This window comes from Pseudomonas frederiksbergensis (assembly GCF_003732705.1).
Lineage (GTDB): Bacteria > Pseudomonadota > Gammaproteobacteria > Pseudomonadales > Pseudomonadaceae > Aquipseudomonas > Aquipseudomonas frederiksbergensis_F.
In genome coordinates, this window is record NZ_MOBR01000004.1 from 235,438 (window position 1) to 260,483 (window position 25,046).

Annotated in this window: 25 protein-coding genes; 10 read left to right on the top strand and 15 right to left on the bottom strand. The window is 61.8% G+C overall.

The features are described 5' to 3' along the window. Nucleotides 1-135 precede the first annotated feature (135 nt). On the top strand, nucleotides 136-2,019 hold the full coding sequence (locus BK667_RS03265; protein WP_123596785.1) for a TonB-dependent receptor domain-containing protein: 1,884 nt from the start codon (nucleotides 136-138) through the stop codon (nucleotides 2,017-2,019). A 112-nt stretch (nucleotides 2,020-2,131) separates the two neighbouring features. Here BK667_RS03265 and BK667_RS03270 read toward each other — a convergent pair whose 3' ends face one another. From BK667_RS03270 to nrdR, 12 genes are all read right to left on the bottom strand, one after another. Beyond that, nucleotides 2,132-2,932, bottom strand: coding sequence for a cobalamin-binding protein (locus BK667_RS03270; protein ID WP_123596786.1), 801 nt, complete (start codon nucleotides 2,930-2,932; stop codon nucleotides 2,132-2,134). Then, nucleotides 2,932-3,351 carry an MFS transporter gene (locus BK667_RS03275; RefSeq protein ID WP_123509918.1) on the bottom strand — a complete coding sequence of 140 codons (420 nt, stop codon included), beginning with the start codon at nucleotides 3,349-3,351 and terminating at the stop codon, nucleotides 2,932-2,934. Before BK667_RS03275 ends, BK667_RS03270 begins: the two co-directional genes overlap by 1 nt. After that, on the bottom strand, nucleotides 3,348-3,965 hold the full coding sequence (gene ribA / locus BK667_RS03280) for a GTP cyclohydrolase II (protein WP_054052350.1): 618 nt from the start codon (nucleotides 3,963-3,965) through the stop codon (nucleotides 3,348-3,350). Before ribA ends, BK667_RS03275 begins: the two co-directional genes overlap by 4 nt. 256 nt (nucleotides 3,966-4,221) lie before the next feature. After that, nucleotides 4,222-4,956: a substrate-binding periplasmic protein gene (locus tag BK667_RS03285; protein WP_123596787.1), complete on the bottom strand. Its 735-nt coding sequence runs from the start codon at nucleotides 4,954-4,956 to the stop codon at nucleotides 4,222-4,224. Between the two features lie 22 nt (nucleotides 4,957-4,978). Continuing rightward, the gene (locus BK667_RS03290; protein WP_008153532.1) at nucleotides 4,979-5,482 is read right to left on the bottom strand and encodes a phosphatidylglycerophosphatase A family protein; all 504 of its coding nucleotides are present in this window, start codon (nucleotides 5,480-5,482) and stop codon (nucleotides 4,979-4,981) included. Beyond that, on the bottom strand, nucleotides 5,479-6,444 hold the full coding sequence (gene thiL, locus BK667_RS03295) for a thiamine-phosphate kinase (RefSeq protein WP_123509920.1): 966 nt from the start codon (nucleotides 6,442-6,444) through the stop codon (nucleotides 5,479-5,481). Before thiL ends, BK667_RS03290 begins: the two co-directional genes overlap by 4 nt. Nucleotides 6,445-6,462: 18 nt before the next feature. Continuing rightward, a complete protein-coding gene (nusB, locus tag BK667_RS03300; RefSeq protein WP_123509921.1) occupies nucleotides 6,463-6,963 on the bottom strand; it encodes a transcription antitermination factor NusB in 501 nt (166 codons plus the stop codon). Next, the gene (gene ribH, locus BK667_RS03305) at nucleotides 6,960-7,436 is read right to left on the bottom strand and encodes a 6,7-dimethyl-8-ribityllumazine synthase (RefSeq protein WP_003185938.1); all 477 of its coding nucleotides are present in this window, start codon (nucleotides 7,434-7,436) and stop codon (nucleotides 6,960-6,962) included. The genes nusB and ribH overlap by 4 nt, the downstream gene beginning before the upstream one ends. Before the next feature lie 91 nt (nucleotides 7,437-7,527). After that, a complete protein-coding gene (gene ribBA / locus BK667_RS03310) occupies nucleotides 7,528-8,619 on the bottom strand; it encodes a bifunctional 3,4-dihydroxy-2-butanone-4-phosphate synthase/GTP cyclohydrolase II (protein ID WP_123596788.1) in 1,092 nt (363 codons plus the stop codon). Nucleotides 8,620-8,635: 16 nt separating this feature from the next. After that, complete coding sequence (locus BK667_RS03315) at nucleotides 8,636-9,298, bottom strand: riboflavin synthase (protein ID WP_123596789.1); 663 nt, start codon at nucleotides 9,296-9,298, stop codon at nucleotides 8,636-8,638. Nucleotides 9,299-9,344: 46 nt separating this feature from the next. Continuing rightward, entirely contained in the window at nucleotides 9,345-10,478 is a 1,134-nt protein-coding gene (gene ribD, locus BK667_RS03320; RefSeq protein ID WP_123596790.1) for a bifunctional diaminohydroxyphosphoribosylaminopyrimidine deaminase/5-amino-6-(5-phosphoribosylamino)uracil reductase RibD, read from the bottom strand. Next, nucleotides 10,475-10,939 carry a transcriptional regulator NrdR gene (gene nrdR, locus BK667_RS03325; protein WP_003228656.1) on the bottom strand — a complete coding sequence of 155 codons (465 nt, stop codon included), beginning with the start codon at nucleotides 10,937-10,939 and terminating at the stop codon, nucleotides 10,475-10,477. Before nrdR ends, ribD begins: the two co-directional genes overlap by 4 nt. Before the next feature lie 277 nt (nucleotides 10,940-11,216). On the opposite strand from nrdR, the gene BK667_RS03335 reads away from it, so the two are divergent. The 3 genes from BK667_RS03335 (at nucleotide 11,217) to trxA (ending at nucleotide 13,499) form a co-directional block, all read left to right on the top strand. Next, the gene (locus tag BK667_RS03335; protein ID WP_123509963.1) at nucleotides 11,217-11,681 is read left to right on the top strand and encodes a hypothetical protein; all 465 of its coding nucleotides are present in this window, start codon (nucleotides 11,217-11,219) and stop codon (nucleotides 11,679-11,681) included. Further along, the gene (locus tag BK667_RS03340) at nucleotides 11,678-12,334 is read left to right on the top strand and encodes a class I SAM-dependent methyltransferase (protein ID WP_123596791.1); all 657 of its coding nucleotides are present in this window, start codon (nucleotides 11,678-11,680) and stop codon (nucleotides 12,332-12,334) included. The genes BK667_RS03335 and BK667_RS03340 overlap by 4 nt, the downstream gene beginning before the upstream one ends. Before the next feature lie 292 nt (nucleotides 12,335-12,626). Continuing rightward, nucleotides 12,627-13,499 carry a thioredoxin gene (gene trxA / locus BK667_RS03350; RefSeq protein ID WP_123596792.1) on the top strand — a complete coding sequence of 291 codons (873 nt, stop codon included), beginning with the start codon at nucleotides 12,627-12,629 and terminating at the stop codon, nucleotides 13,497-13,499. Nucleotides 13,500-13,814: 315 nt separating this feature from the next. Here trxA and BK667_RS03355 read toward each other — a convergent pair whose 3' ends face one another. Then, nucleotides 13,815-14,165, bottom strand: a complete 351-nt coding sequence (locus BK667_RS03355) for a hypothetical protein (protein WP_123596793.1) — start codon at nucleotides 14,163-14,165, stop codon at nucleotides 13,815-13,817. 135 nt (nucleotides 14,166-14,300) lie between these two features. Here BK667_RS03355 and BK667_RS03360 point away from each other — a divergent pair, with 135 nt between their 5' ends. From BK667_RS03360 to BK667_RS03380, 5 genes are all read left to right on the top strand, one after another. Continuing rightward, nucleotides 14,301-14,879 carry a DUF2796 domain-containing protein gene (locus BK667_RS03360; RefSeq protein ID WP_123596794.1) on the top strand — a complete coding sequence of 193 codons (579 nt, stop codon included), beginning with the start codon at nucleotides 14,301-14,303 and terminating at the stop codon, nucleotides 14,877-14,879. Nucleotides 14,880-15,014: 135 nt separating this feature from the next. Further along, nucleotides 15,015-15,725: an ABC transporter ATP-binding protein gene (locus tag BK667_RS03365; protein WP_123404426.1), complete on the top strand. Its 711-nt coding sequence runs from the start codon at nucleotides 15,015-15,017 to the stop codon at nucleotides 15,723-15,725. A gap of 1 nt (nucleotide 15,726) precedes the next feature. Then, nucleotides 15,727-16,992 carry an ABC transporter permease gene (locus BK667_RS03370; protein WP_123404424.1) on the top strand — a complete coding sequence of 422 codons (1,266 nt, stop codon included), beginning with the start codon at nucleotides 15,727-15,729 and terminating at the stop codon, nucleotides 16,990-16,992. 11 nt (nucleotides 16,993-17,003) lie between these two features. Then, complete coding sequence (locus tag BK667_RS03375) at nucleotides 17,004-17,516, top strand: DUF3299 domain-containing protein (RefSeq protein WP_123596795.1); 513 nt, start codon at nucleotides 17,004-17,006, stop codon at nucleotides 17,514-17,516. A 245-nt stretch (nucleotides 17,517-17,761) separates the two neighbouring features. After that, on the top strand, nucleotides 17,762-18,460 hold the full coding sequence (locus tag BK667_RS03380; RefSeq protein WP_123596796.1) for an OmpW/AlkL family protein: 699 nt from the start codon (nucleotides 17,762-17,764) through the stop codon (nucleotides 18,458-18,460). A gap of 147 nt (nucleotides 18,461-18,607) precedes the next feature. Here the strand turns inward: BK667_RS03380 and pgnE are convergent, their stop codons facing one another. Both pgnE and BK667_RS03390 read right to left on the bottom strand, forming a co-directional pair. Beyond that, a complete protein-coding gene (pgnE, locus tag BK667_RS03385) occupies nucleotides 18,608-19,537 on the bottom strand; it encodes a UDP-N-acetylglucosamine epimerase PgnE (protein WP_123596797.1) in 930 nt (309 codons plus the stop codon). After that, nucleotides 19,530-20,414, bottom strand: coding sequence for a sugar nucleotide-binding protein (locus BK667_RS03390; RefSeq protein WP_123509932.1), 885 nt, complete (start codon nucleotides 20,412-20,414; stop codon nucleotides 19,530-19,532). Before BK667_RS03390 ends, pgnE begins: the two co-directional genes overlap by 8 nt. Nucleotides 20,415-20,715: 301 nt before the next feature. Between BK667_RS03390 and BK667_RS03395 the strand changes: the two genes are divergently transcribed. Then, entirely contained in the window at nucleotides 20,716-25,041 is a 4,326-nt protein-coding gene (locus BK667_RS03395) for a DEAD/DEAH box helicase (protein ID WP_123596798.1), read from the top strand. The last annotated feature ends 5 nt before the right edge of the window (nucleotides 25,042-25,046 follow it).

Genomic DNA, 25,046 nt, shown 5'->3' on the forward strand with positions numbered 1-25,046 from the left:
CTATCCCTGTAGGAGCGAGGCTTGCCCGCGAAGAGGCCATAACATTCAACATCATTGTTGCCTGTTAAGACGCTTTCGCGGGCAAGCCTCGCTCCTACAGGGACCGCGCTTTTTTTCGATTTTTACGAATACATCATGAATCTCTCCCACCTCGCCCTGACGCTGACCTTGCTGCCAGCCGGCCACCTCCTGGCCGACACTTTCGAACGCGATCAAGCCCTCAAACTCCCCGACGTGTTGATCAGCGCCAACCGCCAGGTCGAAGCGCGCAACGACAGCAGCGCCGCCAACACCGTGTTCACCCGCGACGACATCGACCGCCTGCAACCGAGCAGCGTCACCGACCTTCTGCGCCGTGTGCCGGGCGTGCAAGTCGGGCAAACCGGCGGGCGCGGCAGTTTGCCGGGGATTTACATTCGCGGCACCAAATCGGCCCAGAGCCTGGTGCTGGTGGACGGCCAGCGTATCGGCAGCACCACGTCCGGCGACAGCAACCTGCAGCACCTGAACATCGAACAGGTCGAGCGCGTGGAAGTGCTGCGTGGCTCCCGGTCGGTGATTTATGGCAGCGATGCGATTGGCGGGGTGATCCAGATTTTTACTCGACGTGGCAGCGAACAAGGCCTGCAACCACGGCTGCATGTGGGGTTTGGCAGCAACCAGACGTGGGAACGTAGCCTTGGGCTGTCCGGTGGTGATGAGAAAACCCGCTTCAACCTGGGCGCCAGTCTTGATGAAACGGCCGGTATCAATCGCACCCACGAGTCGTATCCCAGCGATGGCGATCACGATGAGTACCGCAATAAATCGGTGAGTTTGAGCCTGAGCCATGCCCTCACCGATGACATCGAAATCGGTGCGAACGTGTTGGATAACCGTGGCAAAAGCGAGTTCGACAACCCGTTCGGCCGCTTCGACATGAACACCTTCGAATCCTTCCAGCAGCAGCCATACAGCGATTTTGACGTCAGCAGCGTCAGCAGTTACATCGACGCGCGCATCAACGATGCCTGGAAAACCCGCCTTGAATTCGGCCACAGCGAAAACCGCGAGAAGACCCTCGACAAGCTCAGCGACGAGCGCACGCTGTTCAACACCTACCGCGATTCGGTGAATTGGCAAAACGACCTGACCCTTGATGATCGCAACAGCCTGATCCTCGGCGGCGACTGGTACGAAGACCGGATCAACAGCAGCACGCCGTTCGACGAGGACAGCCGCTGGAACCGCGCCGCGTTTATCCAGCATCGCTATCAGACAGACAGTTTCTCCACGGAACTGGGCCTGCGCCGCGACCAGAACCAACAGTTCGGCGGCCAAAATAGCTGGAGCGGCACCTTCACCCTGCCGCTGAACCCGGACAACGACGTATTGCTGACCTACAGCGAAGGCTTCCGCGCGCCGACTTTCAACGACTTGTATTACCCGAATTACAGCAACCCGGACCTCAAGCCTGAAACTTCGAAAAGCTATGAGCTGCAATGGCGCAGCCAGCTAACCGATACCAGCCGACTTGAAGCGTCGCTGTACCGCACGGACCTGCAAGACGCGATCATCGTCGGCAGTAACAACCTTCCGCAAAACGTCGCCTCAGCGCGCATCAACGGTTTCGAAGCCGCGCTGAAACAGGAACTGTTCGGCTGGCAGAGCAACCTCGGCGTGGCGATCATCGATCCACGGGACCGCGACAACGGTCACACCCTGGCCCGGCGTGCGCGGCGCACATTGAGTCTGGATCTGGATCGACAGTTTGATCGGCTGGGGCTGGGTGCCAGTTGGCAAGCGGTCAGCAGCAGCTATGACGATGAGAAGAATCTACAGCCGCTGGGTGGTTATGCCTTGCTTGGGCTGCGCAGCAGTTGGGCGTTGAATCGGGAAGTGAAGCTGGAGTTGAAGGTCGATAACCTGCTGGACAAGGGCTATAGCCGGGCGTTGTACAGTTATGACGGTGGTCAGTATGGGTATCGCGAGGAAGGACGGGCGTGGATGTTTGGGGTGACCTGGACCCCGGAGTTCTGATCCCAGATTAACGGCGCCTGGGCCGGCCTCTTCGCGGGCAAGCCTCGCTCCTACAGGGGCGCCACCGATCCCTGTAGGAGCGAGGCTTGCCCGCGAAGGCCGCACCTCGGTCTCAGCGGTCCGGCGCAATCACTCGGCACAGTTTGGCCGTCGCCTCGATCATCTGCCCACTCGGCCGTTCCAAGCCCTTATCCGTCACCAACAACAATTGCCCGCGAGCCACTGCCGTCACTTGCGGCCAGGCCTTCCAGGCATCCAGCTGCGCCTGATCACCGGCGAGAATCACCTCGGGATTGCGCTGTAAAACTGCCTCGACACTGACTTGGGGTGCGGGCAAGGTGAGGTCGGCAAACACATTGCGCGCGCCACACACTTCCAACGCATCGCTGATGATCTGCCCACCGCCCACGGTATACAGCGGTCGATCCCAGACTTGATAGAACACCTGTAACGGCTGATCCCGGTGATAGCGCTGGCGCAGGCTGCCCAGTTTCTGCCGCAGGTCAGCCGCCAACGTGACGCCCCGCTCCGGCCGGCCGAGTTGCGTGGCGATGGCTTCTATCTGCGCAGTGAGCTGTTCGAGGTTGTGGGGTTCAGCGACGTAGGTGGGAATATTCAGGCGTTTTAGCTGTTCACGCTGGGCCGAGCCGACGCTGCCGGGCCAGAGCAACAACAGATTGGGTTTGAGACTAAGCAATCGTTCCATGTCCAACTGGCCATAGCGGCCAACGGACGGAAGATTCCTCAGTTCGGCCGGACGCTCACCGGCATCCAGCACTCCGACCAATAAATCGGCGGAGCCCAGTTCAACAACGATTTCAGTAAGGGACGGCGCGAGGCTGACCACCCGCTCGACCGCAACCGCCGAGCCGCTGACGGCCAACAGCAAAACCGCCAGCCAGATGCGAAGCATCAGCCGAGTTGACGCGGGATACGGTAGAGGTAGAACAGCACCGCAGTCGATAGCGCCAGCAGCATCAGCGGCACGGCTTCGAGGCCGACGAACACGGCCAGCGCACCGATCCACGCCGGTAGACCAGCAACAAGAAACGCCGTGCGGCGCTTGGCGGCCAGGGCAATCCAGGCGGCGGGTTCGTCAGGGGTATCGAGGGCTTTCTGGGTGGCAATCAGCGCGTGTTTGTAGCCGTTGAAAAACTTCAGGCTGACAAACATCGAGGCCACACCGGCGATGAACAGCGGCATCGCCAGCACTGGCAAGATCGCCTCGCCCCGGCCAAACACGCCGTTGATCACGAACAGCGGCACTAACGCCAGCGCCAGGTACTGCCACCAGTTGAAGGCCAGTCGGCGCCGCACCTGACCGCGAGTCACGCCCGGTCTGCCTCGCCCTGATGCTCGTTGCCCATCATGTGGTCGAGCTTGCTGGCCTTGGTCGCCAGGTAGAGTTTGTTGTGCGGGTTGTGGCCGGTGTGCAGCGGCACGCGCTCGGCGACCACGATGCCCATGTCGGTCAAGGCTTTGACCTTGCGTGGGTTGTTGGTCATCAGTCGCAGGGATTTCACGCCCAGGTGCTGCAGCATCGGCAGGCACATGGCGTAGTCACGCTGGTCGGCAGCAAAGCCCAGACGCTCGTTGGCTTCAACGGTATCGGCACCGCCATCCTGCAACTCGTAGGCGCGGATTTTGTTCAGCAGGCCTATGCCACGGCCTTCCTGACGCAGGTAAAGCAACACGCCACGGCCTTCACGGGCGATGGCTTGCAATGCCGCTTCAAGTTGCGAACCACAGTCGCAGCGCTGGCTGAACAAGGCGTCGCCAGTCAGGCATTCGGAGTGCAAACGGCCGAGAACCGGGGCGCCATCGGCGAAGTCGCCCAGGCTGAGCACCACATGCTCACGCCCGTTCTCTTCATCGAGAAAGCCGTGCATGGTGAATTGCGCAAAAGGCGTTGGCAGCTTCGAAGCGGCGACAAAAACGACAGGCACCGGTGTGCTCCTGATCAATAAGTACTGGAGTTTCGCAGAGGCCGCATTGTAACAGCAGCTTTCTTCAGACGCTTAGGCTGAATTATGGGGCATAACGATCAAAAAGTTTGATCACTGCGTCAACAACGGCATTCTCCTGTGGGAGCGAGCCTGCTCGCGAAAGCGTCGGCACATTCAACATCTGTGTGACTGAGCCACCGCATTCGCGAGCAGGCTCGCTCCCACAGGGGATTTTTATCTGCCAATGGATTCGTGTTCAGTCTGTACTAAACGGATACGGCTGCTTCCACTTGGCAAAGATCGGCTTCAACTGGCCGCTTTTCACCAGAGACTCCATGCGCTGGTCGAACAACGCCATCAACGCACGCCCCTTGGGGTTATCGGCAAAGCACAGGAACAGCGGCAACTCGGCGATATGGGTTCGGCGAAATTGCGACGGATCCTTGGCTCGAGCGACCAAGTAATTGATTTCGGTCAGGGCATCGATGTAATAGTCGGCGCGGTTGTGGGTCAGCATCGACAGGATTCCGGTGCGCCGCACCACTTCGTTATAACGCTGCACGTTGGGCAGGTAATCCTGATACTTGTAGCCGCGCACCCAGGCCAGTCGATAGTTGCCGAGGGTGTCCGGGGTTGGTGGCGGGTTGCTCGCCAAGCCCAGGGCATAGATGTGATCGGTGTCGAAGTTCCAGTGCGGATAGAGCACGTCACTGGTTTCATTGCGATAGGCGCCGACGCAGGCGTCCACTTCGCCGCGCTGGGCCAGGCCAACGGCGCGGGTGTAGGGTTCGGTGCGGATATCCAGTTTGACCCCGGCGGGCTCGAAGATGGCGCGCAACACGTCCCAGCCCAGGCCATGACCGTCAGCGGCGGTGTAGTCTTCCCAGTCTTCGCTGGCCAGATGAATCACGGACGGCGTCGGCGCGGCATCCCCCGCCTGGGCGAGGGAGCAAAACAGTGCAAAAACCACCATCAACCAGCGTCGAGCCATCCCTAGTCCCCTGCTTCACCACTCAGGCGAAAAACCACACCAGGCCCTGCATTCCCAGCCACGCAAAGACCCCGGCCAACACGTCGTCGAGCATGATCCCGACGCCGCCATGCACATGGCGGTCGATCCAGCGAATCGGCCACGGCTTGAGGATGTCGAAGAAGCGGAACATCAGGAATCCCGCCAGCAACCAATACCAACCTTCCGGTACCAGCCACAGGGTGATCCACATCCCGACCATCTCGTCCCAGACGATGCCTTCGTGGTCGTGTACCCGCAAATCGTCGGCCACTTTGCCGCACAGCCAGAAGCCGAACAGCATGGTGATGCCGAGCATCAGCCAGTAACCCCAGTCCGGCAACATCTGCCACAACGGGATAAAGGGTAGCGCAACTAATGAACCCCAGGTGCCGGGAGCCTTTGGCAAGGTGCCCGAGCCGAAGCCGAACGCCAGGAAATGCCACGGATTGCGCCAGACTGAAGGCGGTACGAATTCCGCCGGGACCTGTTTGGGATGATCTGTCACGGTGTCTCCCGAAAATGTTGATAGCCCCGGGTTTGCGGGGTGATGTCGTGTCCATCGGCGTCCAGCAGTACAACGCCCTGCCCGCTCACGACCCGGCCGACTACATGGATCGGCCAGCCGTCCGCCAGCAGTTTGGGCAATTCGACGGGCGGCAAGGTGAACGCCAGCACGTAGTCATCGCCACCGCTCAGGGCGGCGTCTTCGGCGCCTGTCTGACCGAGGAAGGTCACCAGCGCTTGCGATACCGGCAGCTTACTCCGCTCAACCTGAATGCCGACCTTCGACGCGAGCGCTATGTGCCCGCAATCAGCAAGTAGCCCATCAGAGATATCGAGTGCCGCACTGGCTTTGCCGCGCAATGCCTGACCGAGGGCCAGCTGCGGTTGCGGCGACCAGTAATGGCGCAGCAGCGGATCGGCGATGGCCTCGTCCGCGGTCCGTTGGCCTAGCACCAGCGGCAAGGCACCAGCCGCATTGCCCAGCTCACCGCCGACGCACAGCCAGTCACCCGGCTGCGCACCGCTGCGAGTCAACGCCTGACCGGCCGGCACACGGCCAAACACGGTCATGGTCAAACTCAGCGGCCCACGGGTGGTGTCGCCGCCGACCAGCGCCACCCCACAGCTTTGGGCCATCACATTCAAACCACGGGCGTAGGCATCCAGCCAATCGGCGGTCACCGTCGGCAAGGTCAGGGCAAGGGTAAAGGCAACGGGAGTGGCGCCCATGGCGGCCAGGTCGCTGACCGCTACAGCCAGCGAGCGCTGACCGAGCAAAAACGGGTCGCAGGGATCTGCGAAATGCACACCGGCAACGAGGGTGTCGGTGGAAATCGCCAGCTGCTCCCCAAGGGGCACAGCCAGCAAGGCGCAGTCATCGCCGATCCCAAGGGCAACGCCCTCGCCGCCCTGCGCACAAGGCGCGGCGGCGAAGAAATTGCGGATCAGCTCAAACTCACCCATAGCGATTACAAGCGCCGATTAGCGCTTGAACGCCTTCACTTCAGCTTCACGCAGACGCGGGGCCAGCTTGTCGAGTACACCGTTGACGAACTTGTGGCCGTCGGTGGAACCGAAGACTTTCGCCAGCTCGATACCTTCGTTGATCACAACGCGGTACGGCACGTCGACGCGCTTGAGCAGCTCCCAGGTGGACAGGCGCAGAACCGCCAGTTCAACCGGGTCGAGCTCTTCGATGGTGATGTCCAGGCACGGCGACAGTGCAGCGTCGATCTCAGGCTTGTGGGCCGGAACGCCGTGCAGGATGTCGTGGAAGTAGGCGGCATCGACATCGCTGAAATCGTTATCGACCCGGAACTGCGCTTCGATCTCGTTCAGCGACTGCTTGGCCATGTGCCATTGGTATAGCGCTTGAGTCGCGAGCTGACGGGCTTCGCGACGCTTGACGCTTTTCGATGGCTTGCCGGCATCCGCAGGCTTTGGATCGCGCGGGTTGAACTGATCGCTGTCGTCGCTAATCACTTGGCCTCCAACTGTGCCAGCAGGCTGACCATTTCCAGAGCGGACAGGGCAGCTTCAGCACCTTTGTTGCCGGCCTTGGTGCCGGAACGTTCGATGGCTTGCTCGATGGAATCAACGGTCAGGACGCCGAAAGCGACCGGCACGCCGAACTCCATGGACACCTGGGCCAGGCCCTTGGTGCATTCGCCAGCCACGTATTCGAAGTGCGGAGTACCGCCACGAATGACCGCGCCCAGAGCGATGATTGCCGCGTATTCGCCTTTCTGGGCGACTTTCTGCGCAACCAGCGGGATTTCGAAGGCGCCAGGGGCACGGATGATGGTGATGTCGCTTTCGCTCACGCCATGGCGAACCAGGGCATCAACTGCACCGCTAACCAGGCTTTCAACGACGAAGCTGTTGAAACGGCCTACTACCAAAGCGTAGCGGCCTTTAGGGGCGATGAAGGTACCTTCGATGGTCTTCAGGGTCATTCGTTAGATCTCTTAAAGAGCCGGGACGCGTTTTCTACGCGTCCCTCAGTGATGTGTTAACCGCGAATCAAGGCCCGGAAACAACCGGTCATTATTCGGAGGGCACGTATTCTACAACTTCCAGATCGAAACCGGATATCGCATTAAATTTCATTGGCGCACTCATCAGGCGCATTTTGCGCACGCCCAGGTCCCGGAGGATCTGCGAACCGGCACCGACGATGCTGTAGGTGGTCGGTTTTTTCGCCGGGACGTGTTCCGCGGTTTCGCGGATGTGTGCCAGCAATACGTCGCCATCGAGCGGGTGACCGAGCAACAGAACCACGCCGCTGCCGGCCTCGGCAACCGCGGCCATGGCGGCGCGCAGGCTCCAGCGGCCCGGTTGCTTGACCATCAGCAGATCGCGCAATGGGTCCATGTTGTGCACGCGAACCAGGGTCGGCTCTTCAGCGCACACGGTGCCCAGGGTCAGCGCCATGTGCACGTCGCCTTCCACGGAATCACGATAGGTCACCAGGTTGAATTGGCCCAGTTCGCTGTCCAGCGGCTGCTCGGCAATCCGCTGAACGGTACGTTCGTGGATCATCCGGTAGTGAATCAGGTCGGCGATGGTGCCGATCTTGATGTTGTGTTCGGCAGCGAAGGTTTCCAATTCGGCGCGGCGGGACATGGTGCCGTCGTCGTTCATCACTTCGCAGATCACGCCGCTCGGCTCGAAACCGGCCATGCGCGCCAGGTCGCAGGCGGCTTCGGTGTGACCGGCGCGAGCGAGGGTGCCGCCCGGTTGGGCCATCAGCGGGAAGATGTGGCCCGGGCTGACGATGTCTTCAGCCTTGGCATCCTTGGCGGCGGCGGCCTGCACAGTGCGGGCGCGGTCGGCGGCGGAGATGCCGGTGGTCACGCCGGTGGTGGCTTCGATCGATACAGTGAACTTGGTACCGAAACCCGAACCGTTGCGCGGCGCCATCAGCGGCAGCTTCAGCAATTCGCAGCGCTCGCGGCTCATCGGCATGCAGATCAGACCACGGGCGTGCTTGGCCATGAAGTTGATGTGTTCAGGCTGGCAGCACTCGGCGGCCATGATCAGGTCGCCTTCGTTCTCGCGGTCTTCGTCATCCATGAGGATGACCATCTTGCCTTGGCGGATGTCTTCAACCAGTTCTTCGATGCTATTGAGCGCCACAAGGCACCCCCTTGAGTCAGGATTTGAGGTAGCCGTTGGCGGCCAGAAAGCTTTCAGTGATGTTCCCGGATGTCGGCTCTGCGGCCTTATCGCCCAGCAACAGGCGCTCCAGATAACGTGCCAGCAAGTCCACTTCCAGATTCACCCGGCGACCTGGCTGATAAGACGCCATGATGGTTTCGCTCAGGGTGTGGGGAATGATCGTCAGCAAGAACTCGGCGCCATCCACTGCGTTCACGGTCAGGCTGGTGCCATCGACGGTGATCGAGCCTTTATGGGCGATGTACTTGGCGAGGTCTTTTGGCGCGCGGATACAGAATTCCACGGCGCGTGCATTCTCGGTGCGGGCAACCACTTCGCCCACGCCATCGACATGGCCGCTGACCAGGTGACCGCCCAATCGCGTGGTCGGGGTCAGGGCTTTTTCCAGGTTGACCGGGCTGCCGCTTTTCAAGTCATTCATGGCGGTGCAGTCGAGGGTTTCGCGACTGACATCCGCCGCAAAGCCATTGCCGGGCAGTTCAACCGCGGTCAGGCACACGCCGTTGACCGCGATGCTGTCGCCCAGTTTGACGTCGCTCAGGTCGAGCTTGCCGGTTTCTACGTAAACCCGCACATCTCCGCCTTTTGGGGTCAATGCACGAATACTGCCGATGGATTCGATGATGCCGGTAAACATGGAGTCCTCCTCGAGAACAAAGCCGTCGCGTGGCGCAGGCCGGGAATTATACGCTCGCTGCCGGCACAGGAATGGCGATGACTCGCCAGTCATCGCCAACCGCGCGGATTTCGGTGATTTTGAGCTCGGGCGCGTCTTTCATTTGCGCCAGCGGCCAGTCCAGCAACGGGCGGGCCAAGGAGCCGAGGAACTTGCCGGCGATGAAGATCTGGAATTCATCCACCAGACCTTGCTGGGCGAAAGCCCCCGCCAGGCGCGGCCCGGCTTCGACCAACACTTCGTTGACCCCACGGTTGGCCAGTTCGACCAGTAACTTGCGTAGGTCCACCAGACCATCGTCGCCAGCCACGATCAGGCATTCCGGGCCGTTGGCGTACTGCTCTTCAATCGCCATGCAGGTGGCGACCAACACCGGGCCAGCCTTGAAGAACGGCGCATCCAGCGGCACTCGCAAACGGCCGTCGATCAGCACGCGCAGCGGCGGACGGCTCATGGCCAATGCAGTTTGTTCAGCGTCCAGGCCCAGTTCAGCGGCGCGCACGGTCAAACGCGCATTGTCCGCCAGCACCGTGTCAGCGCCGGTCAGCACCACACTGGCCTGGGCACGCAGGCGTTGCACTGCCGAACGCGCAGCAGGGCCGGTGATCCATTGGCTTTCGCCGCTTTCCATCGCCGTGCGACCGTCGAGGCTCATGGCCAACTTGACCCGCACAAACGGCAAGCCGTACTCCATGCGCTTCAAGAAGCCTTCGTTGAGCTTGCGCGCTTCACCTTCCAGCACGCCGCTTTCGATGGCGATGCCGGCCTGGGCCAGACGCTGCATGCCGCGACCGGCCACCGACGGGTTCGGGTCCTGCATCGCCGCCACCACACGGGCGAGGCCGGCATTCACCAGCGCATCGGCGCAGGGCGGCGTGCGGCCGTGATGGCTGCAGGGTTCGAGGGTCACGTAAGCGGTGGCGCCCCGGGCCTGGTCGCCCGCGTCGCGCAGGGCGTGGACTTCGGCGTGGGGTTCGCCGGTGCGCACGTGCCAGCCTTCGCCGACGATCTGCCCGTCCTTGACGATCACACAGCCAACACGCGGGTTGGGGTGGGTCGTGTAGTGACCTTTGCGCGCCAGTTCCAGGGCGCGGGCCATGTAATGGGCGTCGAGGACGGCAAGTTCTGCGGAGGTGGTCATTCTTTCACCGGCTCACGGGCCAGGCGATCGATCTCTTCGCGGAACTCGTTCAAGTCCTGGAAGCGCCGATACACGGAGGCGAAACGAATGTAGGCGACTTCGTCGAGCTTTTGCAGCTCGGCCATCACCAGTTCACCGACCACGAGGGATTTGACCTCTCGCTCACCGGTGGCGCGCAGTTTGTGTTTGATGTGCACCAGCGACGATTCGAGGCGCTCGACACTCACCGGGCGCTTCTCCAGCGCCCGCTGCATGCCGGCACGGAGTTTTTCTTCGTCGAACGGCTGACGGCTGCCGTCGGTTTTGATCAGGCGCGGCAACACCAGTTCGGCGGTCTCGAACGTCGTGAAACGCTCGCCGCAGGCCAGGCATTCACGCCGGCGGCGCACCTGTTCGCCCTCGGCGACCAGACGCGAGTCGATGACCTTGGTGTCGTTGGCACCGCAGAAGGGACAGTGCATGGTGGCAGGCAACAAAAAAAGGGAGGGCCATGGTAGCGCATCCCCGTGGCAAGACAAGCCATAGGGTTTGCGGTATACAGACGAGCTAGTGTCCTGTTTGGCGAATAATGTTCCTTTTTGACGCGTGGCTGTTGTTGTCAGGCAAGGCGCCGCGACGAGTCATAGCCCGCTATGGCGAGGAGCGGCAACGCAGCATGACGGCAACAGACGCCGTCAAAAATGAACAGTATTCGTGAAACAGGACACCTTTATGGATTTCATGTTGCTGGAGCCAAAAATGTCGTTACGACCGCTCGTCCTGCTCAGTGTTTTAAGCCTGTTGGTGGCCTGCGGCAGCGATGCGCCCAAGCCCCAGCCGCCGACCCCAGGCCCCGCGCCACAAGCGGCGCAGAAGAAAGCCAAGGAATCGGCCGACCTCGGCCCGCTGCCGGCCTATCAGCGTGAGTTGAGCGGCACATTGCAAGGCGTGCCGGCCGGTGCCGAAGTGGAACTGGCGCTGCTGGTGATCGATGACAAATCCCGCCCGCAACAATTGCTGGCCAGTTCCAGCCTGATCGGCACCAATCAAATCCTGCCGTTTCATCTGCGTTTCAATCCAGAATCCTTTCCGGTCGGCGCCCGGGTTGAACTGCGTGGCCGCGCCAGTCAGTCCGGTCAGCTGATTTTGCACTTGCCATCGCAAACCATCACTCAGCCGACGACCCAGGCCCTGGGTCAGCTGCAATTCGTCAAAGCCCCATGATTGCACCGCTCGACCTGCAACAGGCGTTAGGTGAATTGCTCGGTGATGCGCAGCTCGTTGCCTGTGATTTGCCGAACACCGACCTGAAGCTCTGGCTGATCGACGGCGACAACATGGACCGCGCCTTCAGCCAGGACGAAATCCAACGGATTCTGCATGAGCCGCCCTATTGGAGTTTTTGCTGGGCCAGTGGCTTGGCGGTGGCGCGGTATCTCGCTGAGTTTCCCGAGTGGGTCAAAGGCAAGCGCGTGCTGGATTTCGGCGCGGGTTCCGGGGTGGCCGGGATTGCCGCGGTGAAGGCCGGCGCACTGGAAGTGGTGGCCTGTGACCTGGACCCGCTGGCGATTGCGGCGTGTCGGGCGAATGCTGAACTCAATGACGTAGAACTCAATTATTCGACGGATTTCTTTGCCGAGGCGGATCGGTTTGATCTGATTCTGGTCGCCGACGTGCTGTATGACCGGGCGAATCTGCCGCTGCTTGATGAGTTTTTGAGTCGTGGCCGGGAAGCCTTGGTCGCAGATTCGCGGGTCAGGGATTTTCGTCATCCGTTGTACCGGCGCATTGAAATGCTGGAGGCGATGACCTTGCCGGATCTGGCCGAGCCGGAAGAGTTTCGGCATGTGAGCCTTTATCACGCCTCTCGCCCATGATCGTTCCCACGTTCTGCGTGGGAATGCAGCCCGGGACGCTCCGCGTCCCATTCAAAGCCGAACGCGGACCGTCCGTAGAGGCATTCCCACGACCAGAGCGTGGGAACGATCAGTGCAGGTTCAGCGTCGCTCTCGAAATCGGCGCGCTCCCGGGTTGTGTTGATTTCGAAATCGGCGCGAACCCGTAGGAGCGAGGCTTGCCCGCGAAAGCTATCTCTCAGACCGCCCAGACTTCCGGCCACACCCCGCCAAGCCGTATAGTTGCCTCATTCACGCTTCCAAGAGATCCCCCATGAGTCAGGAAATGCCGTACATCTTCGACGCCACGACTGCCGATTTCGACCAGTCGGTGATCGAGAACTCTTTTCACAAACCGGTGCTGGTGGATTTCTGGGCCGAATGGTGTGCGCCGTGCAAGGCATTGATGCCGATGCTGCAAACCATCGCCGAGAGCTATCAGGGCGAGTTGTTGCTGGCCAAGGTCAACTGCGACATCGAGCCGGACATCGTCTCGCGCTTCGGCATTCGCAGCCTGCCGACCGTGGTGCTGTTCAAGGACGGTCAGCCGGTGGACGGTTTTGCCGGTGCGCAACCGGAATCTGCCGTACGCGCCATGCTTGAACCGCATGTGCAAATGCCGCCGCCGGCCGCTGCCGATCCGTTCGAACAGGCTCAGGCGTTGTTCGATGAAGGCCGTTTTGCCGACGCCGAAGCCATCCTCAAAGTACTGCTGGGCGAAGACAACACCAACGCCAAAGCGCTGATCCTGTACGCCCGCTGCCTCACCGAGCGCGGTGAACTGGGCGAAGCGCAAACCGTGCTCGACGCGGTCAAGACCGATGAGCACAAGGCTGCACTGGCTGGGGCCAAGGCGCAGATCCAGTTTTTGGGTCAGGCCAAGGATTTGCCGGATGCCGCCGATTTGAAGGCGCGCCTGGCGAAAGATCCGCAGGACGATGAAGCGGTTTATCAACTGGCGATCCAGCAATTGGCCCGCCAGCAATACGAACCGGCGCTGGATTCGCTTCTGAAGCTGTTCATCCGCAACCGCAGCTACAGCGAAGGCCTGCCGCACAAGACCTTGCTGCAAGTGTTCGAATTGCTGGGCAACGATCACCCGCTGGTGACCACGTACCGTCGCAAGCTGTTCGCCGCGCTTTATTGATTCTGTAGGAGCGAGGCTTGCCCGCGAAAGCGTCCGTGAGATCGCCATCGCTGTAGGAGCGAGGCTTGCCCGCGAAGGCGTCCGTAAGATCGCCATCGCTGTAGGAGCAAGGCTTGCCCGCGATGGCGTCCGTAAGATCGCCATCGCTGTAGGAGCAAGGCTTGCCCGCGATGGCGTCCGTAAGATCGCCGTCGCTGTAGGAGCAAGGCTTGCCCGCGATGGCGTCCGTAAGATCGCCATCGCTGTAGGAGCAAGGCTTGCCCGCGATGGCGTCCGTAAGATCGCCATCGCGAGCAAGCTTTGCTCCTACGGGTCCTACTCTGGCTCTTGCCAGCAATAGAGCGGCGTATCCCCGCCGCTCACCACTTTCACATCCGCGCTATGGCGCAGGCGCACCAACAACCGCTTGCCCGACGCCGCGCTTCCCGTCAGCCCTTCCAACTGCTCCAGCAAATCCGGCCCACTCAATTGCCCGGCCTTGCGCAGCAGGTCTTTGGCGATCTGCCACAGCGCGTCATCCTGATTCAGCGGTTTGGCCGCCGGGGCGCTGACGTCCTCGGTTTTGCTGACCTGCAACTGCGCGCCGAGCCGTGCCCAGTCGCCGTCGTCCATCTCCAGGGTCAAATCCACCGGCCAGTCGCCGATGCTTCCGCGTATTCGCAACATGAGTCTGCTCCTGCACATTTCTGACCTGCATGCTCCCATGGGTCTTGTGCAACGCCAAGCGGGCGGTCAAACTCTCCGCACTTTCGTTATAAGATTACATAACAAACCTTTCACTTTACTTTCCGGAGACCCGCCATGCGTCGTCTGCTGCTCGCTCTGCCGTTTGCCCTGTTGCCGCTGGCCGTCGCCTATGCGGCCAATGAACCTGAACACGGCAGCCTCGGCGCCCACGAACATGGCGTCGGTCGCTTGAACGCAGCGCTGGACGGCCAGACCCTGGAGCTGGAGCTGGAAAGCCCGGCGATGAACCTGGTGGGGTTCGAACACGTCGCCACCACCGACGCGGATAAAGCCAAAGTCGCCGCCGCCAAGGCGAAGCTGGAAAACCCGTTGGCGCTGTTCAACCTGCCGAAAGCCGCCGGTTGCAAAGTCGCGACCCAGGAACTGGAAAGTCCGCTGTTCGGTGACAAGCCGGACGCCGACGATGACCACGACGAAGCGGACAAGGACGGTCACGAGCATCACCACGACCACAGCGAAATCCACGCCCACTACCAATTCAGCTGTTCGGCACCCGGTGCGTTGAAAACATTGGACCTGACGACGATCTTCAACACCTTCCCGGCGACCCAGAAGATTCAGGTACAACTGATCAGCCCGAGCGGCCAGCAAGGGGTTGAAGTGACGTCCAAGGCGGCCGCCCTGAAATTCTGACCCACCCCGATCCTGTAGGAGCGAGGCTTGCCCGCGAAGAGGCCGTCACATTCAACAGAGATGTCGACTGATAGATCGCCTTCGCGGGCAAGCCTCGCTCCTACAAGGGCTCACCACCTCCCTGACCGGTTTCACATGACCCAAGCACTCATCGAACTGTCCGACCTGGGCTTCAGCTGGCCCGGTCACCCGCCGCTGCTGGATATCCCGGCGTTTCGCCTGGAACCGGGCGAAACCCTGTTCCTCAAGGGCCCCAGCGGCAGTGGCAAAACCACCCTGCTTGGCCTGCTCGGCGGTGTGCAGAAGCCCGATCGAGGCAGTATCCGTTTGCTCGGCCAGGAACTGACCGAACTCGGCGCCGGCGCTCGCGACCGTTTTCGCGTCGATCACACCGGTTACATCTTTCAACAGTTCAACCTACTGCCGTTTCTCTCAGTGCGCGAGAACGTCGAGTTGCCTTGTCACTTCTCCAAATTACGCGCCGAACGGGCGAAGCAGCGTCACGGCAGCGTCGATCAAGCTGCCGCTACTTTGCTCGCGCATTTGGGTCTGAAGGATGAAAGCATCCTCAGCCGCCGCGCCGATTCGCTGTCCATCGGCCAGCAACAACGGGTCGCCGCCGCACGGGCGCTGATCGGCCAGCCGGAACTGGTGATCGCCGACGAACCGACCTCGGCCCTGGATTACGACGCCCGGGAAAACTTCATTCGCCTGCTGTTCGCCGAATGCCGCGAAGCCGGGTCGAGCCTGTTGTTTGTCAGCCATGACCAGAGCCTCGCGCCGCTGTTCGACCGCAACCTGTCGCTGGCCGAGCTCAATCGCGCCGCCACCCCGTTCGAGGTCTGAGATGTATTTGTTTCGTCTAGCCCTGGCCAGCCTGGCTAACCGCCGCTTCACCGCGATCCTCACCGCGTTCGCCATTGCCCTGTCGGTCTGCCTGTTGCTGGCCGTGGAGCGGGTGCGCACCGAGGCCAAGGCCAGTTTCGCCAGCACCATCAGCGGCACCGACCTGATCGTCGGCGCCCGTTCCGGTTCGGTGAACCTGTTGCTGTACTCGGTGTTCCGCATCGGCAACGCCACCAACAACATCCGTTGGGACAGCTTTGAACACTTCGCCAACAACCCGAAAGTGAAGTGGGCGATCCCGATGTCCCTCGGCGATTCCCATCGCGGTTATCGGGTGATGGGCACCACCGAGGCGTACTTCGAGCATTACCAGTACGGTCATCAACAACACCTGGAAATCGCCGACGGCCGCGCCTTCGCCACCGACCCGTTCGAAGTGGTGCTCGGTGCCGAAGTGGCGGATGCACTGCACTACAAACTCGGCGACAAACTGGTGCTGGCCCACGGCGTGGCGGTGATCAGCCTGGTCAAGCACGACGACAAACCGTTCACCGTGGTCGGCATCCTCAAGCGCACCGGCACTCCGGTGGACCGCACGTTGCACATCAGCCTCGGCGGCATGGAGGCGATCCACATCGACTGGCACAACGGCGTGCCCGCTCAAGGCCAGGGCCGGATCAGTGCCGATCAAGCACGCAATATGGACCTGACGCCGCAAGCGATCACCGCGTTCATGCTCGGCCTCAACAGCAAGATTTCGACCTTCGCGGTCCAGCGTGAGATCAACGAATTCCGTGGCGAACCGATGCTGGCGATCCTGCCCGGCGTGGCGTTGCAGGAGTTGTGGAGTTTGATGAGCACGGCGGAAAAAGCCCTGTTCGTGGTCTCGCTGTTTGTGGTGTTGACCGGGTTGATCGGCATGCTCACCGCGATTCTCACCAGCCTCAATGAACGGCGGCGCGAGATGGCGATCCTGCGTTCGGTGGGTGCGCGGCCGTGGCACATCGCGACGCTGCTGGTGCTGGAAGCCTTCGCCCTGGCGCTGTCCGGGGTGATTGCCGGCGTGGCGCTGCTGTATGTGTGCATCGCCGCTGCGCAAGGTTATGTGCAGGCCAATTACGGTTTGTACCTGCCGCTGGCCTGGCCGAGCGAATATGAATGGACGCTGCTCGGTGGCATCCTGATCGCCGCGCTGCTGATGGGCAGCGTGCCGGCCTGGCGTGCATATCGCCAATCATTGGCCGATGGCCTGTCGATCCGTTTATGAGGACGTTAAAGATGCCCCGCGCTCTGCTCGCGCTGTTGATGCTGGTCGCCCTGCCGCTGTGGGCGGCTGAACCTGCGGATTTGACCTGGTCGGAAATGATCCCGCCGGATGCCCCGGCGGAAGTGCCGAACATGACGCCGCTGCACGACCTGTCGCAAATGAGCAGCACGCTGGAGTCGGCCCCGGCCGCCAAGCAGGACCTGCCGAATGCGCCGGTGGTGAAGAGTCTCGATGGCAAGAACATTCGCTTGCCGGGTTACATCGTGCCACTGGAAGTGAGCGAAGAAGGTCGCACCACGGAGTTTCTGCTGGTGCCGTATTTCGGCGCCTGCATCCACGTGCCGCCACCGCCGTCGAACCAGATCGTGCATGTGAAAAGCGAAGTCGGCGTGAAGCTGGATGAGTTGTATCAGCCGTACTGGATCGAGGGTTCGTTGCAGGTCAAAGCGTCCACCAGCGAATTGGCGGATGCCGGGTATCAGATGGAAGCGGACAAGATTTATGTGTATGAATTGCCGGAGTGAATCCGGGGGTTCTGTGTTGTTTGTGAGGACGCCTTCGCGGACAAGCCGCTCCTACAGGGTTTGTCGCGTTCGCGGTATTGCGGCAAACACAAACCCTGTAGGAGCGAGGCTTGCCCGCGAAGGGGCCCGCAAAGGTTCCACAAAAAACCATCCCATCACTGTTTCATTGAGCTGAATCAAAAGACCGTATCAGATGGCTCTTTACCATTGGACATCGAACATTTTTAACGTCCTTTGGAGCCCCCATGAACAAGTCCTTGCTCAGCGCCTCGCTATTTGCCCTCGCGCTTGCAGCCCCGCTCGCCCACGCCCACGAGGCTGGCGACATCATCGTTCGCGCCGGTGCGATCACCGTCAACCCGAAAGCCGACAGTTCCAGCGTCAAGGTTGACCAGGGTCCGTTAGCCGGTGCCAATCTGGGTGGCAAGGCCACCATGAGCAGCGACACGCAACTGGGTCTGAACTTCGCCTACATGATCGACAGCCACTGGGGCATCGAGCTGCTCGCTGCTTCGCCATTCGAACATGACGTGAAGATCAAAGGTACCGCCCTGGGCGCGGCCAACGGCAAACTCGGCACCCTGAAACACCTGCCACCGACCCTCAGCGTCGTCTACTACCCGCTCGACGCCAAGTCTGCGTTCCAGCCGTATGTCGGCGCCGGTATCAACTACACCTGGATCTACGACGAACACGTCGGCAGCGAAGCCCAGTCCAATGGCTTCAGCAACTTCAAGGCGAAAAACTCCTGGGGCATGGCGTTCCAGGTTGGCGCCGACTACATGATCACCGACAACATCATGATCAACGCCCAGATGCGCTACATCGACATCGACACCCGCGCGACCGTGGAAAACGACGCCGTGGCGCCGGGGACCCGGGCCAAGGTCAATGTGGACGTGGATCCGTTCATCTACATGGTCGGGCTTGGTTACAAATTCTAAATCCCACGCACAAAAAAAGGCGCCTAACCAGGCGCCTTGATCGTTCCCACGCTCCGCGTGGGAATGCAGCCCGGGACGCTCCGCGTCCCATCCAATGCCGAACGCAGAGCGTCCGTTGAGGCATTCCTTTGCTGCGCGTGGGAACGATCAGCGACCCAGCAAGCGCGCCAGACCGACGTTCATCGGCGTCTGTTCTGGATAAGTAAACCGCTCCAGCAACCGCCGGTTGTTCGCCCGCGAGTGGCGGATATCACCGGACCGTGCCGGGCCGTAGGTGATGGGCGGCAATTCACCGACCACTTGTTCCAACGCTTCGAGCATCTGCTTAAGAGTTGTGGCCTGATTCCAACCGACATTCACCGCCCCCACGTCGATCTGCGGTTTCTCAATCGCCTGCACCAGCAAATCCACCAGGTCTTCAACGTAGACAAAATCCCGGGTCTGTTCGCCATCGCCAAACACGGTGATCGGCAACCCTTTCTGCGCCCGTTCGCTGAAGATGCTGATGACCCCGGAGTACGGCGAGGACGGGTCCTGGCGCGGGCCGAAGATGTTGAAGAAGCGGAACACCACCGGCTCCAGACCGTGCTGGCGACGATAGAAATCGAAGTAGTACTCGCCGGCCAGTTTGTCCGAGGCATAAGGCGTCAGCGGCGCCTTGGCGGTTTCTTCGTCAATCGACTCGCCTTCGCCGTTGTTGCCATACACCGCGGCACTGGAGGCGAACAACACTCGCTTGACCCCGGCCTGACGCATCGCCTCGCAGACATTCAAGGTGCCGATGAAGTTGCTCTGGTGAGTCTTCACCGGATCGTCTACCGACGCCTGCACCGAGGCCACGGCGGCCAGGTGCGCGACGGCGCTGCAACCGATCATCGAGCGAGCGACCAATGCCGCATCGGCGACGTCGCCGACAATCAGCTCGACCTTGGGATTGTCCAGTGGCAGGTTGCTGCGTTTGCCGGTGGACAGGTCATCGAGAATCCGCACCGAATGACCCTTGGCGAGCAAGGCATCGGTGAGGTGTGAACCGATGAAACCGGCACCGCCGGTGATGAAAACTGGGCCGTCAGCCATGGCGATAGAACCTATCCAGTAAGCCCGGGAGCGCCGCGCGCCAGGCGCGGGGCTTGATCCCGAAGGTGTGCAGAATTTTCTTGCAAGCCAGCACCGCGTGTTGCGGCTCTTCGGCAGCGTCGGGCCGTGCGGCGTGAGCCTGGGCGGTCGGCGCGTCGATGGCCAGTTCATGCAGGTTGCGCGCTTCGGTGATGATCGCCTGCCCCAATGCCAGCGGCGTGGTCGCCTCATGTCCGGCGTAATGATAGGTGCCCCAAAGCGGCGCTGCACAATCGAGTTGCTTGAGCACCGAGATGATCACCCGGGCCGCGTCGTCCACGGGCGTCGGATTGCCCCGGCGGTCGTCAGCCATCAGCAATTCTTCCGGGGTCTCGGCCCGGGCGAGGAAACGCCCGAGGGTGCCGTCGGGGCTGTCGTCGAGCAGCCAGCCGAAGCGCAACAACACGTGTTGCGGGCAGGTAGCGCGTACGCTTTGTTCGATCCGCCATAAGGCCTGACCGCGCAGGCCCAAGGGCACCGGCTCGTCTTTTTCGCTGTAGGCCGTGGCCCGGGAGCCGTCGAACACGCGATAGCTCGAGGGTTGCAGCAAAACGATGTTGTGATGCTGGCACAGTTCAGCCAGACGCTCGACCGCCCGTTCCTGCCCGGCCAGACGCTGTTCGCTGACTGTCTCCGCCTGGAACCAGTCGAAATAATAGGCGAGGTTGATCAGCGCGTCCGGGCGGGTGTCGTCGAGCAGTTGCGTCAGGCTCGCGGCATCCCAGCCGTCTTGTGGTGGGCGGGGGGCGAGGAAACCGATGTCTTCCTCCGCACCGAGGCGAATCAGCGCCTGCCCAAGGGCATTTCCGCCGCCCAGTAACATAAGGCGCATTCGCATAGAGTCAGCAGGCCCAGTCTGATTGGAACAATGGCTTAATCGACACCGCCCGCAGGCAATATCGTCGATAGATGCCGGAATCGTTGCATTTTGCGGGTTTAGTGCGCAACCGTCATCCGTAAAGTGTAGATCGCCGGGTTTTGCGCTGCCTGTTCTGGCCTCTTCGCGGGCAAGCCTCGCTCCTACAGGGGGCGGTGGCGCTTTTGTAGGAGCGAGGCTTGCCCGCGAGGAGGCCATCAGCATCGACACAGATCCCCAGCGGTACTTGCATCTTCCCCACCCCGCCCGCATAAATTACTGCATGAACCTGCCCATCCCCGCCGACAGCGCCCTGGCCGGCTTCCATCCCGCCGTCAGTGCCTGGTTCAGCCATACCTTCCCGACGGTCACCGCCGCCCAGGCCCGGGCGTGGCCGTTGATTCGTCAGCGCCGCTCGACGCTGATCGCCGCGCCCACCGGTTCCGGCAAAACCCTCACCGCATTCCTCGCCGTGCTGGATGACCTGTTTCATCAGGGCCTGGAAAACGGCGGTCACCTGCCCGACGAAACCCTGGTGGTCTATGTCTCGCCGCTCAAGGCGTTATCCAACGACATCCAGATCAACCTGCAAAACCCGCTGGCCGGCATCACCGAGCAATTGCGCGTGATGGGGCTGCCCGAATTGCAGATCAACACCGCCGTGCGCACCGGCGACACGCCGCAAAAAGACCGCTCGGCGATGCGCAAGAACGCGCCGCACATTCTGGTGACCACCCCGGAATCCCTTTACGTGCTGCTCGGTTCCGACTCCGGGCGAAAAATGCTCGGCACCACCCGCACGGTGATCGTCGACGAAATCCACGCCATCGCCGCCAGCAAACGCGGCAGTCACCTGGCGTTGAGTCTGGAGCGCTTGCAGGCGTTGTGTGCCGAGCCGTTGATGCGTATCGGCCTGTCCGCCACGCAAAAACCCATCGAAGCGGTGTCGCGCTTTCTGGTTGGCCGAGACCGTGAATGCGACATCATCGACATCGGCCACGCCCGCCCACGGGACCTGGGCATCGAAGTGCCGCCGGTGCCGCTCTCGGCAGTGATGGCCAACGACGTCTGGGAACTGGTCTACGACCGCCTCGCCGCCCTCGCCCGCGAACACCGCACCACGCTGATTTTCGTCAACACCCGGCGTCTGGCTGAACGCCTGAGCCGACACCTGAGCGAGCGCCTCGGTAAAGAAGCCGTGGCCGCACACCACGGCAGTCTGGCCAAGGAATTTCGCCTCGACGCCGAACAGCGGCTCAAGCGCGGCGACCTGCAAGTGTTGATCGCCACGGCCTCGCTGGAATTGGGTATCGATATCGGTGACGTTGATCTGGTGTGCCAGATTGCCTCGCCGCGCTCGATTGCCGGGTTTCTGCAACGGGTTGGCCGGTCCGGGCATCAGGTCGGCGGCACGCCCAAGGGCCGGTTGTTCGCTACCACCCGCGACGATTTGATCGAATGCGCCGCGTTGCTCGACTGCGTGCGCCGGGGCGAACTCGACACTTTGCTGATCCCGGTCGCACCGCTGGACGTGCTGGCCCAGCAAATCATCGCCGAGGTCAGTTGCCAGGAGTGGCAGGAAGACGCGCTGCTGGAACTGTTCCGCCGCGCCTCGCCCTACGCCAACCTCGATGAAAAACACTACCAGGCGCTGCTGAAAATGCTCGCCGAGGGCTACAACGGTCGCCAGGGCATGCGTAGCGCTTATCTGCACCGTGACGCCGTCAGTCGCACTTTGCGCGGGCGCCGAGGCGCCAAACTGACGGCAGTCACCAGCGGCGGCACCATCCCGGACAACGCCGACTACAGCGTGGTGCTGGAACCCCAAGGGCTGAACATCGGCAGCGTCAACGAAGACTTTGCGGTGGAAAGCATTGCTGGGGATATCTTTCAACTCGGCAACACCTCGTACCGCATCCTGCGGGTCGACACCGGCAAGGTCCGGGTCGAGGATGCCCAGGGCCAGCCGCCGACCATTCCATTCTGGCTCGGCGAAGCACCGGGGCGTAGCGCGGAACTGTCGTTCGCCGTGGCGCGTCTGCAAGCGCAACTCGATGACCTGCTTGGCGCCACACCCGGCAACCTGCAACCGGCGATTGACTGGCTCACCGACACCCTCGGCCTCAACCTCGCCAGCGCCGATCAACTGGTGGATTACCTGGCCCGCGCGCGCCTGACACTCGGTGCATTGCCATCTCAAGACACGTTGCTGATGGAGCGGTTTTTCGACGAGTCCGGCGGCACGCAACTGATCATTCACACGCCGTTCGGCAGCCGCATCAATCGCGCCTGGGGCCTGGCCCTGCGCAAGCGCTTCTGCCGCACCTTCAACTTCGAATTGCAGGCCGCCGCCAGCGAAGACGCGATCGTGCTGTCGCTGTCCACCAGCCACAGTTTCGAACTGGATGACGTCTGGCGCTACCTGCACAGCAACAGCGCCGAGCACCTGCTGATTCAAGCCGTACTGGAGGCGCCGCTGTTCGGCGTACGCTGGCGCTGGAATGCCGGGGTCGCCCTGGCGTTGCCGCGCTACACCGGCGGGCGCAAAGTCGCGCCGCAGATCCAGCGCATGAAAAGTGAAGACCTGATCGCCAGCGTGTTTCCCGATCAGATTGCCTGCGTGGAAAACCTCGCCGGTGAACGGGAGGTTCCCGAGCATCCGCTGGTGGAGCAGACCCTCGACGACTGCTTACATGAAGCCATGGACGCGGAAGGTTGGCTCGCGCTGTTGCGCCGCATGGAAAGCGGCGACGTCCGCCTGATCAGCCGCGACCTGCCGGCGCCGTCGCCGCTGGCAGCGGAAATCCTCAGCGCCCGGCCCTACACCTTTCTCGACGACGCGCCGCTGGAAGAACGCCGCACCCAAGCGGTGCTCAATCGGCGCTGGAGCGATCCGCAATCCACCGACGACCTCGGCGCGCTGGATGCCGAAGCGATTCAAGCGGTGCGCGACGAAGCCTGGCCGGCGCCCACCGGTGTGGATGAAATGCATGAAGCGTTGATGAGTCTTTCGTGCATTGCCGACGCCGAAGCTCAAGCCAATCCGCATTGGCTCGAATGGCTGAACGCCCTGGCCGACAGTGGGCGCGCCAGCCGTTTGCAGATCGATCACGGGCAATCCCTGTGGTTGGCGCTGGAGCGACTGACGTGCTTGCAGGCGATTTATCCACAGGCGATTTTGCTGCCGCCACTGGAAGCGTTGCCCGGTTTCAATGAGCCCTGGGAAACCGATGACGCGGTGCTGGAAATGATTCGTGCGCGGCTCAGCGGGTTTGGTCCGCTGCCGTTGCAGGCGATTGCCGAACCGCTGGGATTACCGGCGGCTCAGGTCACTCAAGCCCTGGCGCAACTGGAGCGCGAAGGCTACGTGCTGCGTGGCCTGTTTACGCCGGGCATTGATCAAGACGAATGGTGCGAACGGCATCTGCTGGCGCGGATTCATCGCTACACGGTCAAGCGTCTGCGCCGGGAAATCGAACCGGTGGCGCTGCAGGATTTCATGCGGTTTCTGTTCGACTGGCAGCATCTGTCCCCTGCAACCCAAGGTCAGGGCAGCGCGGTGTTGCCATCGATTGTCAGTCAGTTCGAGGGCTACCCCGCCGCCGCATCGGCGTGGGACAGCGACATCCTGCCGGCGCGGCTCAAGGACTATTCGCCGAGTTGGCTGGATGACCTGTGCCGCAGCGGCAAACTGGTGTGGACGCGCCTGACCGCGCACAACAAAAGCGCCAGCACGGCGTTGCGCAGTACGCCAATTGTGTTGCTGCCGCGCAGTCAGGTCGGGTTGTGGAGCGGCTTGACCGAGCAGACACCAGTCAACGAACTGTCGCCGAAGACGCAAAAAGTGTTCGAAGCGCTGAGCCAGCACGGCGCGTTGTTTTTCGATGAGTTGATTCACGAAGCGCATCTGTTGCGCGCAGAACTGGAAATCGCCTTGCAGGAGCTGGTGGGCGCCGGGCTGGTGAATGCCGACAGCTTTGCGGGGCTGCGAGCGCTGATCACGCCTGCGAGCAAACGCCAGCAACGCAGCAGTCGTCGCGGGCGCGGCGCATTTGTCGGTGGCATGGACGATGCCGGGCGCTGGGCCTTATTGCGACGCGGGCCGCCGGCGCCGGTTGTGGATAACAAACGTCCGCCGCCAACGCCCAGCGACACCCTGGAACACATCGCCATGACCCTGCTGCGCCGCTACGGCGTGGTGTTCTGGCGCTTGCTGGAACGCGAGGCGGACTGGCTGCCGAGCTGGCGCGAATTGCTCCGCACCTTTCATCGGCTGGAGGCGCGGGGCGAGATCCGTGGCGGGCGGTTTGTCAGTGGTCTGGCGGGTGAACAATTTGCGTTGCCGGAGGCAATTCCCTTACTGCGAGAAGTGCGGCGCCGGCCCCATGACGGGAGTCTGGTGGCGGTGTGTGGGGTTGATCCGCTGAACCTGGCGGGCACGTTGTTGCCAGGGGTGAAAGTGCCGGCGTTGGCGAGTAATCGGTTGGTGTATCGGGATGGGGTTCCTGTGGCGGCGGAGATTGCCGGCAAGCAGGTTTTTTGGTTGGAGCTGGATCAATTGGGGTCTACCGAACTACACAACAAACTCACCCGACACCATTACCTGTAGGAGCG

Coding starts and splice junctions, on each gene's coding strand:
- BK667_RS03265 (WP_123596785.1), top strand. CDS start 136: ATGAATCTCTCCCACCTCGCCCTGACGCTGACCTTGCTGCCAGCCGGC.
- BK667_RS03270 (WP_123596786.1), bottom strand. CDS start 2,932: ATGCTTCGCATCTGGCTGGCGGTTTTGCTGTTGGCCGTCAGCGGCTCG.
- BK667_RS03285 (WP_123596787.1), bottom strand. CDS start 4,956: ATGGCTCGACGCTGGTTGATGGTGGTTTTTGCACTGTTTTGCTCCCTC.
- thiL (WP_123509920.1), bottom strand. CDS start 6,444: ATGGGTGAGTTTGAGCTGATCCGCAATTTCTTCGCCGCCGCGCCTTGT.
- ribH (WP_003185938.1), bottom strand. CDS start 7,436: ATGACCCTGAAGACCATCGAAGGTACCTTCATCGCCCCTAAAGGCCGC.
- BK667_RS03315 (WP_123596789.1), bottom strand. CDS start 9,298: ATGTTTACCGGCATCATCGAATCCATCGGCAGTATTCGTGCATTGACC.
- ribD (WP_123596790.1), bottom strand. CDS start 10,478: ATGACCACCTCCGCAGAACTTGCCGTCCTCGACGCCCATTACATGGCC.
- nrdR (WP_003228656.1), bottom strand. CDS start 10,939: ATGCACTGTCCCTTCTGCGGTGCCAACGACACCAAGGTCATCGACTCG.
- BK667_RS03335 (WP_123509963.1), top strand. CDS start 11,217: ATGTCGTTACGACCGCTCGTCCTGCTCAGTGTTTTAAGCCTGTTGGTG.
- BK667_RS03340 (WP_123596791.1), top strand. CDS start 11,678: ATGATTGCACCGCTCGACCTGCAACAGGCGTTAGGTGAATTGCTCGGT.
- trxA (WP_123596792.1), top strand. CDS start 12,627: ATGAGTCAGGAAATGCCGTACATCTTCGACGCCACGACTGCCGATTTC.
- BK667_RS03355 (WP_123596793.1), bottom strand. CDS start 14,165: ATGTTGCGAATACGCGGAAGCATCGGCGACTGGCCGGTGGATTTGACC.
- BK667_RS03360 (WP_123596794.1), top strand. CDS start 14,301: ATGCGTCGTCTGCTGCTCGCTCTGCCGTTTGCCCTGTTGCCGCTGGCC.
- BK667_RS03365 (WP_123404426.1), top strand. CDS start 15,015: ATGACCCAAGCACTCATCGAACTGTCCGACCTGGGCTTCAGCTGGCCC.
- BK667_RS03370 (WP_123404424.1), top strand. CDS start 15,727: ATGTATTTGTTTCGTCTAGCCCTGGCCAGCCTGGCTAACCGCCGCTTC.
- BK667_RS03375 (WP_123596795.1), top strand. CDS start 17,004: ATGCCCCGCGCTCTGCTCGCGCTGTTGATGCTGGTCGCCCTGCCGCTG.
- BK667_RS03380 (WP_123596796.1), top strand. CDS start 17,762: ATGAACAAGTCCTTGCTCAGCGCCTCGCTATTTGCCCTCGCGCTTGCA.
- pgnE (WP_123596797.1), bottom strand. CDS start 19,537: ATGGCTGACGGCCCAGTTTTCATCACCGGCGGTGCCGGTTTCATCGGT.
- BK667_RS03390 (WP_123509932.1), bottom strand. CDS start 20,414: ATGCGAATGCGCCTTATGTTACTGGGCGGCGGAAATGCCCTTGGGCAG.
- BK667_RS03395 (WP_123596798.1), top strand. CDS start 20,716: ATGAACCTGCCCATCCCCGCCGACAGCGCCCTGGCCGGCTTCCATCCC.